This window comes from Pseudomonas costantinii (assembly GCF_001870435.1).
GTDB classification, from domain to species: domain Bacteria; phylum Pseudomonadota; class Gammaproteobacteria; order Pseudomonadales; family Pseudomonadaceae; genus Aquipseudomonas; species Aquipseudomonas costantinii.
Genome location: NZ_MDDR01000039.1, coordinates 117925 through 130495 on the forward strand (window position 1 = coordinate 117925; position 12571 = coordinate 130495).

Here is a 12571-nt window from a genome sequence, read left to right on the forward strand (position 1 = left end):
CAACTGCAAGCGGGCCCGAGAGATTACAGATTCCGCAGCGCGGCGACTACTGCGTCGCCCATTTCTTGCGTCCCAACCTTGGTGCAACCCTGTGACCAAATGTCACCGGTGCGCAAACCCTGGTCCAGCACCAGGCTCACGGCCTTCTCGATCGCGTCCGCCGCTTCAGTCAGGCTGAAGCTGTAACGCAACATCATCGACACCGACAAAATCGTCGCCAGCGGGTTGGCAATGCCCTGGCCCGCGATGTCCGGCGCCGAACCGTGGCACGGCTCGTACATGCCTTTGTTGTGGGTATCCAGGGACGCCGACGGCAGCATACCGATGGAACCGGTGAGCATCGAGGCCTGGTCGGACAGGATGTCGCCGAACAGGTTGTCGGTGACGATCACGTCGAACTGCTTGGGTGCACGCACCAGTTGCATCGCGGCGTTGTCAACGTACATGTGGCTCAGTTCAACGTCCGGGTAGTCCTTGGCGACTTCTTCGACAATTTCACGCCAGAGTTGACTGGAGGCCAGTACGTTGGCCTTATCCACCGAGCAAACCTTCTTGCCGCGCACACGAGCCATGTCGAAACCGACACGGGCGATACGGCGGATTTCGCTCTCGCTGTACGGCAGGGTGTCGTAGGCCTGGCGTTCGCCATTTTCCAATTCGCGCACGCCGCGTGGCGAGCCAAAGTAGATACCGCCGGTCAGCTCACGCACGATCAGGATGTCCAGGCCCGCCACCACTTCCGGCTTCAGGCTCGATGCATCAGCCAGTTGCGGGTAGAGAATCGCCGGGCGCAGGTTGCCGAACAGGCCGAGTTGCGCGCGAATTTTCAGCAGGCCGCGCTCAGGGCGGATGTCACGCTCGATCTTGTCCCATTTCGGGCCGCCCACGGCGCCCAGCAGCACGGCATCGGCTGCGCGGGCACGGTCCAGGGTCTCATCGGCCAGGGGCACGCCGTGCTTGTCGATCGCTGCGCCGCCGATCACGTCGTGGCTCAGTTCGAAGCCCAGGCTGTACTTGGTGTTGGCCAACTCCAGGACTTTGACCGCTTCGGCCATGATTTCCGGGCCAATACCGTCGCCAGGGAGAATCAGAATCTGCTTACTCATGCGTTCCTCATTTCATCGAGCGACCTGCCCGCGGGCAGGTCGGGAAAAATTAATCAGCCTTATTTTTCGGCCCAAACCACCAGCACGTCGGTGCTGAAGGTGCCGTCGGCTTGAATCTCATAGTAATCGCGGACTTCCTGGCCCATCGCCTGCTGCAGCTCCAGGATCGCAGCGCGCAAAGCCTGTGGCGTGCGCATGCGCTCAACCCACGAGGTGTATTCCAGACGCAGGCGCTGGCGGCTGCTGTTGCGCACATGCAAACCGGCTTCGCTGAGCTGCTGCATCCATTCGGCGGCGGAATAATCGCGCACGTGGCTGGTATCACGCAGCACTTCGACGGTTTGCAGGTAAGTGTCCAACAGCGGGCTGCCCGGTGACAAGACGTCCACGAAAGCCGCCACGCCGCCCGGCTTGAGCACACGACGCACTTCACGCAACGCCAAGCCGAGGTCGCTCCAATGGTGGGCCGAGTAACGGCTGAAAACGAAGTCGAACTCACCATCGGCAAACGGCAGGCGCTCAGCGGCGCCGTGCACGGTGCTGATGTTGTTCAAGCCGCGATCCACCGCAGCCGCCGCAACCACGTCGAGCATCGGCTGGGACAGGTCGTAGGCCACCACGTCTTTCACCAGCGGCGCGACATGGAAGCTGACATGGCCAGCGCCGCAGCCCAAATCCAACAGTCGCGCGGCGCCCTTCCCGGCCAGTTCGGCCTGGAGCAGTGCGAATTCAGTGCCTTGGGCGTGCACGGCACTGCTCAGGTAGGCCGAGGCTTGCTCGCCGAATTGCTTTTGCACGACTTGGGTGTGGGCGGTGCTGGTCATGATGGCTTTCCTTGGGTTTTGGGGTGGTTGTACGGGCTCTATCGCAGGCAAGCCAGCTCCCACAGTTGACCGAGTTGTTCAGAAGAACACCGAGCAATGTGGGAGCCGGGCTTGCCCGCGATGGGGCCCGCACGGCCTACCTCATATCAAGCATCGCGAAACAACCAGGGCTGGCTTGCCCGGTGCTTGGCTTCAAAGGCGGCAATCGCATCGCCGTCCTGCAAGGTCAGGCCGATATCGTCCAGGCCGTTGATCAGGCAGTGCTTACGGAAGGCGTCCACTTCAAAGTGATACACCTTGCCATCCGGACGGGTCACGGTTTGCGCGGCCAGGTCAACGGTCAGTTGGTAGCCCACGTCGGCTTCGACTTGCTTGAACAGCTCATCCACTTCGGCATCGCTCAAGATGATCGGCAGCAAGCCGTTCTTGAAGCTGTTGTTGAAGAAGATATCGGCATAACTCGGCGCAATGATGCTGCGAAAGCCATACTCTTCCAGAGCCCACGGCGCGTGTTCACGGCTGGAGCCGCAGCCAAAGTTTTCCCGGGCCAACAATACACTAGCGCCCTGGTAGCGTTCGGCGTTAAGCACGAAGTCCTTGTTCAGCGGGCGCTTGGAGTTGTCCTGGTAGGCGTAGCCCACGTCCAGGTAGCGCCACTCGTCAAACAGGTTCGGACCAAAACCGGTGCGCTTGATCGACTTCAAGAACTGCTTGGGGATGATCTGGTCGGTGTCCACGTTGGCACGATCCAACGGTGCGACTAAACCTGTGTGTTGTGTAAAAGCACGCATCGGATATTCCTCAGATCAATTCGCGAACGTCGATGAAACGACCGTTGACGGCAGCGGCAGCGGCCATGGCCGGGCTGACCAGGTGGGTACGCCCACCGGCGCCCTGACGCCCTTCGAAGTTACGGTTGGACGTCGACGCGCAATGCTCGCCCGACTCCAAACGGTCCGGGTTCATTGCCAGGCACATGGAGCAGCCCGGCTCGCGCCATTCAAAACCGGCTTCGAGGAAGATCTTGTCCAGGCCTTCGGCCTCGGCTTGCGCTTTAACCAGGCCCGAACCTGGCACCACGATGGCTTGCTTGATGGTCGACGCGACTTTGCGGCCCTTGGCGATTACCGCAGCAGCACGCAGGTCTTCGATCCGCGAGTTGGTGCAGGAACCGATGAATACGCGGTCCAACTGAATGTCGGTAATCGCTTGATTAGCTTTCAGGCCCATGTACTTCAAGGCGCGCTCGATGGAGCCGCGCTTGACCAAATCGGCTTCTTTAGCCGGGTCCGGCACGTTCTGGTCGACGGCCAAGACCATTTCCGGCGAGGTGCCCCAGCTGACTTGCGGTTTGATCTGGGCAGCGTCGAGTTCTACCACGGTGTCGAACACTGCATCAGTGTCGGAGACCAGGTCTTTCCAGGCTTCGACAGCAGCATCCCAGTCAGCGCCCGCCGGTGCGAATGGACGCCCCTTGACGTATTCAACGGTTTTTTCGTCCGCCGCCACCATGCCAACACGAGCACCGGCTTCGATGGACATGTTGCAGATGGTCATGCGGCCTTCGATCGACAGGTCACGAATCGCGCTACCGGCGAACTCGATGGCATGCCCGTTACCGCCGGCGGTACCGATCTTGCCGATGACGGCGAGCACGATGTCTTTGGCGGTCACGCCGAACGGCAGCTTGCCTTCGACCGACACCAACATGTTCTTCATTTTCTTGGCGACCAGGCACTGGGTGGCGAACACATGCTCCACCTCCGATGTGCCGATGCCGTGGGCCAAGGCACCGAACGCACCATGGGTGGAGGTGTGGGAATCGCCGCAGACCACGGTCATGCCGGGCAAGGTGGCGCCCTGCTCCGGGCCGATCACGTGAACGATCCCTTGACGCACGTCATTCATTTTGAATTCAGTGATGCCATATTCATCGCAGTAGTCATCGAGGGTCTGCACCTGCAAACGCGAGACGGTGTCGACAATCGCGTCGATCCCGCCCTTGCGCTCCGGGGTGGTCGGCACGTTGTGGTCCGGGGTGGCGATGATGGAATCGACGCGCCAAGGCTTGCGCCCGGCCAGCCGCAGGCCTTCGAACGCTTGGGGCGAGGTTACTTCATGGATGATGTGACGGTCGATATAGATCAGCGACGAGCCATCGTCGCGCCGTTTCACTTCATGGGAATCCCAAAGCTTGTCGTAAAGCGTTTTGCCGGCCATCAGTCGGTCCTCATCATCGGTCTTTCTATGCCCCGGGTCTTGAGACATTCAATAACCCTTTGGCTTGTGAGGCTGATGGTATGGCGCTACATTAAATAACTCAAATTCATATTTTTTATGCTTTGGATTACCAACTGGAATACCACAATGGACTTGGCCAACCTCAATGCTTTTATTGCCATCGCCGAGACCGGCAGCTTCTCCGGCGCTGGCGAACGCCTGCACCTCACCCAACCAGCCATCAGCAAACGGATTGCGGGCCTGGAGCAACAACTCAAGGTGCGTCTGTTTGATCGCCTGGGCCGTGAAGTGGGCTTGACCGAAGCCGGCCGGGCCTTGCTGCCGCGCGCCTATCAGATTCTCAACGTGCTGGATGACACCCGCCGCGCCCTCACCAACCTGACCGGTGAAGTGAGCGGCCGGCTAACCCTGGCCACCAGTCACCATATTGGCCTGCATCGCCTGCCGCCGATCTTGCGCACCTTTACCCGCGAATACCCAAATGTGGCGCTGGATATTCAGTTTCTCGATTCGGAAGTGGCCTACGAAGAAATCCTCCACGGCCGCGCCGAAGTGGCGGTAATCACCCTGGCACCTGATCCTCACCACCTCGTACGCGCTACCCCGGTGTGGGACGACCCACTGGATTTTGTGGTGGCGCCTGAGCACAGCTTGACCTGCAACGGCGCGGTCAGCCTGGCCGATATAGCCAGGCATCCGGCGGTCTTCCCGGGCGGCAACACCTTTACTCACCATATCGTCAGTCGCTTATTCGAGGCTCAGGGGCTCACGCCGAACATCGCGATGAGCACTAACTACCTGGAAACTATCAAGATGATGGTCTCCATCGGCCTGGCCTGGAGCGTGCTGCCGCGCACCATGCTCGATGACCAGGTCGCAAGTATCGCTTTGCCGGGCATACAACTCAGTCGCCAGCTAGGCTATATCGTGCACACCGAAAGGACGCTGTCGAATGCTGCGCGGGCTTTCATGAGCCTATTGGATGCACAGGTCGATCTGCCAGGGATACCGGCATGAGGCTGTGCGGCCTCAAGGTCTGAAGCAAACCGCGCCGAACGCCCATCGAGCCAAGGCCCTTTGATAATGCGAAACCCCGTCGATTCCGTGCCACCCCTGCCCCGCATTTACGCCCTTGACCCTCATGAGGCGGAACAAAGCTGGGACAGCGCACCGCAGTTGCTGGCAGCCCTCAATGCCGCGCGGCTGGGTGCATGGTGCTGGGAAATCGACAGCGGAAGAATAAGCTGGTCACGGGGCACCCAGGCGCTGTTCGGCTTTGATCCCCGCCAACCGCTACCCAAGGACCTGGATTACCTCGACCTGCTGGCCCCGGCAGACAGCGCCCGCGTAGTGCGAGCCTTTCATGCAGTACTGGCCGGTGAGCCGTTCGAGCAGGCGATGCACCATCGCATCCAATGGCCGGATGGCAGCCTGCACTGGCTGGAAATCAACGGCAGCCTGGCACCGGACAAAGCCGGTCGACGCCGAATGATCGGGGTGATTCGCGAGATAACCCACCAGCGCGACCGCGAAAACGCCCTCAGCCACTCAGAAAAGCGCTTTGCCACACTGTTTCATCTATGCCCGAACATGGTCTTGCTCACTCGCCAGGCCGATGGACTGATCAGCGAGGCCAACCAGTATTTCGAGATACTGTTCGGCTGGCCGGTCGCCGACGCAATCGGTCGCACCACCCTGGATCTTGGGCTATGGCGCCACCCCGAGCAACGCGCGCTACTGGTCAAGGCCACCCAGCGCAAGGGCCGACCGATCACCATGGAAGTGCAATTCTGTGCCAGTAACGGCCAGATCCACGACGGCACCCTCTGCGCACAAAAGGTTGAGCTGGAGGGCGAGGCCTACCTGATCAGTACCTTTCTCGACACCACCGAGCGCAAAAACGCCGAACAAGCCCTCAAAGACAGCCAGGAGCGCCTTGATCTGGCCCTGGACTCGGCGCAACTGGGCACCTGGGACTGGCACATTCCCAGCGGCATGCTCTACGGTTCAGCCCGCGCCGCCCAACTGCATGGCCTGCCGCCCGAGCCCTTCCACGAACCTTTCGACGCGTTTTTTGAAGGCATGTCCGATGAAGAGCGCGAGGGCATGCGTAACGCCTACCGCAGCTTGCGCGAAGGCCCGGACGGTAACTATCAGTTGACCTACCGTGTGCTGATGGAGGACGGCAGCGCACGCTACCTGGAAAGCCGTGCACGCCTCTATCGTGATGAATCCGGCAAGCCCTTGCGCATGGCGGGCACCTTGCTGGACATCACCGACCAGGTGGAACGCGAGCAGCGCCTGACAGCCTCCGAAGAAAAATTCGCCAGCCTGTTCCAGGCCAGCCCCGACCCGATCTGCGTCACCTGCCTGGACAGTAGCTCATTTATCGAAATCAACCCCGCCTTTACCCAGACCTTCGGCTGGACCGCCGCCGAAGTGATCAACAAAAGCGCCGAGCAGATCGGCCTCTGGGATGACTCGAGCAAGCGCCTGCAACGTATCGAACAAGTGATTCGTGAGCAGTCATTAAATAATGTAGCCATTGTGGTCCATCACAAAAACGGCCAGAGCCTGACCTGCATGATTTCCAGCCGCCTGATCAAAGTGGGCGATCAGCCGTGCATCGTCACCACGCTGCGTGATATCACCCAGCAACAGCGCTCGGAAGCCGCGCTCAAGGCCAGTGAAGAGAAGTTCGCCAAGGCCTTCCACTCCAGCCCCGATGCAATTTCCATCACCGAGCGCGATACGGGTCGTTATGTAGAGGTCAACGACGGCTTCTGCCGCCTGACCGGTTATCGCGCCGAAGAAGCCATCGGCCTCACGCTGTACCAGATCGGCATCTGGGCCGATGAAAACCAACGTGCCGCGCTGTTGGCCGAACTACAGATCAAGGGCCGTATTCCTCACCTTGAAATGCTCTGGCACAACAAACGTGGCGAGTTGCTGGCGGTCGAGGTCTCGGTCGAACCGATCACCCTGAATGAAACGCCGTGCCTGCTGCTGACTGCCCGGGATGTGAGCTTGCTGAAAAACGCCCAGGCGCAGATTCGCCACCTGGCCTATCACGACCCGTTGACCAACCTGCCCAATCGCGCGCTGCTCATGGACCGCCTGAGCCAGCAGATCGCCCTGCTCAAGCGCCACAACCTGCGCGGCGCCTTGCTGTTTCTCGACCTTGACCACTTCAAGCACATCAACGACTCCCTCGGCCACCCGGTGGGCGACACCGTGCTGAAAATTGTCACTGCGCGCCTGGAAGCCAGCGTACGCATGGAAGATACGGTGGCGCGCCTGGGCGGCGATGAGTTTGTAGTGCTGCTCAGCGGCTTGGACGGCACACGGACGCAAGTCAGCGCCCAGGTGCAGGAGTTGGCCGATACCCTGCGCGAATTGCTCTCCGAACCGATGTTCCTCGATGGACACCGCCTGCAGGTCACACCCAGCATTGGCGTAGCGCTGATCCCCGATCATGGTTCAACACCGGCTGATCTGCTCAAACGTGCCGACATAGCCCTTTACCGGGCCAAGGATTCGGGGCGCAACACCACGCAGATGTTCCACAACAGCATGCAGAAAACCGCCAGTGAGCGCCTGCGCATGGAGACCGACCTGCGCCTGGCGCTGTCGCGCGGCGAGTTCAGCGTGCATTACCAACCCCAGGTGGATGCGCGCGGCAACCGGATCGTCGGTGCCGAAGCCCTGGTGCGCTGGCAACATCCACAACTGGGCGCGCAATCACCCGCCGAATTTATCAAGGTACTGGAAGACAGCGGCCTGATCCTGGAAGTCGGGACCTGGATTCTCGATGAAGCGTGCGGCGCATTTGCACAGTTGATTGCCGAAGGCCTGGTGGACCCGCTGAACTTCAGCCTGTGCGTGAACATCAGCCCCCGACAGTTTCGCCAGAACGACTTCGTGGAGCGGGTAGAACGCAGCCTCAAGCTGCACAATTTGCCCTACAGCCTGCTGAAACTGGAAATCACCGAAGGCATCGTGATCCAGAATCTGGACGACACAGTGCTCAAGATGCGCCGCCTGAAAAAAATGGGCGTGAGCTTTGCCATGGATGACTTCGGCACCGGCTACTCGTCGCTTACCTACCTCAAGCGCCTGCCGGTGGATGCGCTGAAGATCGACCAATCCTTTGTGCGGGACGCAACCCATGACCCCAACGACGCGGAAATCATCCGCGCCATTGTGGCCATGGCGCGCAGTTTGAATCTGGAAGTGATAGCAGAGGGTGTAGAAACCCCGGAGCAACTGGCATTTCTGCAAAAGCTGGGGTGCCATTTATTTCAAGGGTATTTGCACAGCAGGCCATTGCCGATTGAGGGGTTCAGGCAGTTGTTGGAATAGGCACGCAGCGGATCACACTAACTTTAGCGCGCGGTACCCGGTGTTCATCCATTGCGATGAAGCCAAGTCGTATTTTTGACCGTAGTAGTCGATCGCACCATTGATCACCGCAACCGAATGCCCATGATCGGCCAGGGTGCCGATGGCGCCGTTCGACAGCTCCCGCACATCCGCTTCACGAACATAGGCAGACAGCCCTAGTCTATACAGCGCTTGACCTGGGTATTCGCCATCATTCAACGTGTCCATGGCCACCTCAAAACTCTGGCTGGCGCGAAAGTCGTTGTTTTCCAACTGCGCACGCTTGGCACTCACGGCGTACAAAAAATTGGCATCGTTGAGCAACGCCTGATCGTCGCCACGAAAATGTGACGCGCGCTTGGCCTTGCTCAGTTCGTCATGGCTCAAGCGCACCGTCACGCCATCTCTAAAGGTCACTTCGTAGCCATCAGGCGTCGAGCTGATCTTCCGATAAATACCGGCGGGGTTCTGTCCGAAACGCATCATCGCCGCCTTGATTGCTGACACAGTGACGCAATTACCTTCAACGCTTTGATAAAACCCGGACCAGATGTTCTGGGGCTTCACCCCAACGGGGACTTCGGATACAACGGCGTCATTGCGAGGTGGCACAAGTGTGTCGGCATGGGCGTTATCGTTGAACAGCCGATAGACATACTCTTGACCCACCCTGCGCTTATCGTCGTAAACGTACTTCACGCCGTCCCGAACCAGCGCACCCGAAAAGTTATTCGCACCCGTTGCAACCGCCACAGCGTCCTTGCCCATTATCTGGAGGGCAGGAACATACTGGGTCATGCCATAGACACCCATGCCCTTCAAGCACCTCAGGGGCGTCTCGCCTTCCAGTGTCTTGGCCAGGGCGGACTCGAAATTGGGATAACCGCCTTCAATTTGCTTGCGCTTGACGAAAGCGGCAAACACAAAGTTCGCGTCCCGGATCGCTGATGGGTCTTTGCCCTGAAATCTTGACGCCTGAGAGGCTCGCCTCACCTCATCATGGGTAACACGAACGTTAAATTCGTCCTTCATCGTCACAGCATAGCCAGTAGCGTCGGGCTTCACTTTGTCAAACATGTCCGCCGGCGTTCGACCGAAGGTCATCATCAGCATCTTGATAACAGCCGCATGGGTGCTGCAATCAAATGTTTCGCCGAACCGCCGCTGACTGGCATTGAACGCATGGGTGATATCAGCAGGCTGTTGTCCCGCCTGCACAGATGAAAGAAGGGGCAAAGCCTGACGATGAACACTCAAAGGAATAACAGGACAGTCATACACCGGGATATTCATACACTGGACTTCCTAACACTTATAAGATCGATACGTCGCGGAACACACCGCCTGGGTGTGCTGACTGCGTCGCCAATTCACATCAGCTAACAGGCGACCGCATTAGGGCTATTGCGTCACCCCGCGCAGGGGAAAAGCCTTGCCTCCCCCATATTTCCTCTCGCCCATTAATCACCGCCACCGAATGCCCTTTGCGATTGCACATGCCCAACTGACCACGGGCAAGCTCACTGACAGCAACCGTTTTCATGTACTTCCTCAGACCCAATCGCTGAAGGCCCTCCCCTGGTTCCCACTCGTCCTCACCGTCATTGAGGCTACGCACCGCCGCATGAAAACTTTTGCCCGCTGTGCGGTCGTTATTTTCCATCTGCGCACGCTTGGCGCTGACAGCGAAAAGAAAGTGCGCGTCCTTGAGCATCTCTTTGTCGGCCCCAATAAACTGTGTGCTACGTGCCCCCACAGCCAGTTCACGCTCCGTGAGAGTGAGCGCAAAGTCATCCCGCATGATCACGCGGTAACCGCCGTCAACTTTTGTGACCCGCTTATAAATATCAACAGGGCTTTGACCAAACTGATGCATAGCCGCCTTGATGGCTGACACCGTCGCACAGTTCCAGCCAGGCCCCTGACGAAATCCACGCCAGATATTGTCCGGTTTTGCACCGTTTCGTTTTGTCGAAAGGCCAGGGATATACCTAGCAGTGTCAGAGGGGGGAGAGGTCGGCTCCAGCAGCGGCAATTCGCTGGGGGGCCGTTCAGGTTGCGGAGATATATCGACAACTTTTTTAACGCATTCCTCAGGCAGCGGACGGGTCAATTTATTGAAATAGGAAGTAAAAAACCCCACCAGCATAGTCAATCCACTGGCGACATCGGCCAACTTCACGTAACGCTTGGCTCCATACTCGGACTGTATTCGTCGGTCGAAACAGAGACCATTATTGAATGCGCTGCCCCATTGAGTTTTATCATTATGGATACTCGAGCCCACCGCAAACTCGGCCTGAGACGCACCCACTACACGCACACTACTATTAATTGAATAACTACGCATACACCCCTCCATGAGCGGGCACTTCTCCGAACTGAGTCATTCGGAGAAGTTTTTGCTCTATTCAAATATTAGAAACAAGGCCATTACTTTCAAGACTTGAACGTGGATCGCGTATTAAAGCGCCAGTCCATGCGATCAAATTCATTTTCAGCCGGCCCCGCACTGGTTACTCCAACCGGCGATCCATCCGGACGCCTATTTGAAGTGATGTCAGGGACGTCATCGAGAATAGGGAGCGGTGTTACTTCGGGCTTGGCGTTTGATATCACTGTTGGAGTGAAGTCTGGTACCCCTTTAGGCTTGGCATTGGGTGTCACTTCAAGCTTGGAATCTGGCGTCACTTCAGACTTGGTATTTGGAATCTCTCCAGGCTTGGTGTCTGGCGTCACTACAGACTTGGCATTTGGAATCCATCCAGGCTTGATGTCTGACGTCACTTCTGGCTTGGAGTGGGCCTCAGGATTGCCAGGCAAAACGCGCACATTCGGTCTTACCCTTGGTCGCACGCCGTTGTCCAGCGGCGCGTTCGTATCAGGGCAGTGACAGTGATCAATGTTCACATTCACATGCACGTTTGCTTTGGCATCGTTGGTAACGGTGATGTCTGGCATGGGGACCTGTGGCAGAACCGGACCTACATTTTGCTTAAGCGCACCCAGCGTTAATACCGGCAGGTCGCTTGCCTTTCCATCATGAATGGCGGCGGTGCTGGCCTTGAGTTCAGACGGCAAAACCGGATTCTGTTGTTGCTTGAGCGCACCCGCCGTCAATACGGGTTGGTCGCTTGCCATGGCATCCTTGGTGCCGGTGGTGTCAGGTTTGGTTACGGGTGGCAAAATCGGGCCTAAGTGATTTTTGAGCACTTCCGACGTCATTGCTGGCAAGTCGCTTGCCTTGATTTCCTTGGTATCGATGGTGCCGGGGTTGGTTGCGGTTGGCAAAACCGGACCTAAATGCTTTTTGAGCGCTTCCGGGGTCAGTGCTGGCAAGTCACTTGCCTTGGCATCCTTGGTGCCGGTGGTGTCAGGTTTGGTTACCGCTGGCAATACCGGACCTAACTGCTGCTTGAGCGCTTCCGGCGTTAAGGCTGGAAGATTTTTTGCGCTCGGGCTCAATGGTTGTTTGCCTGCATCCGGCTTTACGATCGGCAACGCCCCCTTATCGGGCAACACACTGGACTTCGACTGTTTACCAGCAAACATTTCTCGTAGTGCTTTGAAAACAAGTTCCAACATATCAAACAACTTGGTCATGGTGCCCGCATCAACGGTTATTCCACCCTGTGGAACGTTGAACGTATGACTGGCATTCGCACTAGCAATCAAGGGTGAGTTGATTTTCGCAGGCGCTGATGGGGATTTATCAAGGTGAGCGTGGTCAACGCTTACGAAGGGAGGCGTGTGAATCGACAGGGACATATCCAATTCCTTATTCAGTAAGACCCGACTCTATTAACGAGCCGGCAAAGAGTATTTTTGATAACTGGACAACAACCCGGGTCGCTCTCCAGTCCATACTTTCGTGGAGTTTTGCTCCGTCGAGTTCCCAGAATCGTCCTTCATATAAGGAAACTAAAGCAGGTTTTGAGACTTTTCCTCCTCGACACTTCAGCAAATACCCTTTGCGCACGCTATCTATAGCCGCTGGAACCTGACACACACGCTAAT

At 57.9% G+C, this 12571-nt stretch carries 9 protein-coding genes; 2 read left to right on the plus strand and 7 right to left on the minus strand.

The features are described from left to right. Window positions 1-23: 23 nt before the first annotated feature. From leuB to leuC, 4 genes are all read right to left on the minus strand, one after another. The gene (leuB, locus tag BFL40_RS24345; protein WP_071486316.1) at window positions 24-1106 is read right to left on the minus strand and encodes a 3-isopropylmalate dehydrogenase; all 1083 of its coding nucleotides are present in this window, start codon (window positions 1104-1106) and stop codon (window positions 24-26) included. A gap of 59 nt (window positions 1107-1165) precedes the next feature. Beyond that, the gene (locus BFL40_RS24350; RefSeq protein WP_071486317.1) at window positions 1166-1930 is read right to left on the minus strand and encodes a class I SAM-dependent methyltransferase; all 765 of its coding nucleotides are present in this window, start codon (window positions 1928-1930) and stop codon (window positions 1166-1168) included. Window positions 1931-2076: 146 nt separating this feature from the next. Then, the gene (gene leuD / locus BFL40_RS24355) at window positions 2077-2721 is read right to left on the minus strand and encodes a 3-isopropylmalate dehydratase small subunit (protein WP_003234333.1); all 645 of its coding nucleotides are present in this window, start codon (window positions 2719-2721) and stop codon (window positions 2077-2079) included. Between the two features lie 10 nt (window positions 2722-2731). Beyond that, window positions 2732-4150 (minus strand): 3-isopropylmalate dehydratase large subunit, encoded by a 1419-nt coding sequence (gene leuC, locus BFL40_RS24360; RefSeq protein WP_071486318.1) that lies wholly within the window; start codon window positions 4148-4150, stop codon window positions 2732-2734. 147 nt (window positions 4151-4297) lie between these two features. On the opposite strand from leuC, the gene BFL40_RS24365 reads away from it, so the two are divergent. Next, on the plus strand, window positions 4298-5188 hold the full coding sequence (locus BFL40_RS24365; protein ID WP_071486319.1) for a LysR family transcriptional regulator: 891 nt from the start codon (window positions 4298-4300) through the stop codon (window positions 5186-5188). A gap of 66 nt (window positions 5189-5254) precedes the next feature. Further along, a complete protein-coding gene (locus BFL40_RS24370) occupies window positions 5255-8533 on the plus strand; it encodes an EAL domain-containing protein (RefSeq protein ID WP_071486320.1) in 3279 nt (1092 codons plus the stop codon). A gap of 12 nt (window positions 8534-8545) precedes the next feature. Here BFL40_RS24370 and BFL40_RS24375 read toward each other — a convergent pair whose 3' ends face one another. From BFL40_RS24375 to BFL40_RS24385, 3 genes are all read right to left on the minus strand, one after another. Next, complete coding sequence (locus BFL40_RS24375) at window positions 8546-9847, minus strand: hypothetical protein (RefSeq protein WP_071486321.1); 1302 nt, start codon at window positions 9845-9847, stop codon at window positions 8546-8548. Between the two features lie 82 nt (window positions 9848-9929). Next, window positions 9930-10904 (minus strand): hypothetical protein, encoded by a 975-nt coding sequence (locus BFL40_RS24380; RefSeq protein ID WP_071486322.1) that lies wholly within the window; start codon window positions 10902-10904, stop codon window positions 9930-9932. An 89-nt stretch (window positions 10905-10993) separates the two neighbouring features. Further along, entirely contained in the window at window positions 10994-12322 is a 1329-nt protein-coding gene (locus BFL40_RS24385) for a hypothetical protein (RefSeq protein ID WP_071486323.1), read from the minus strand. Window positions 12323-12571: the final 249 nt, after the last annotated feature.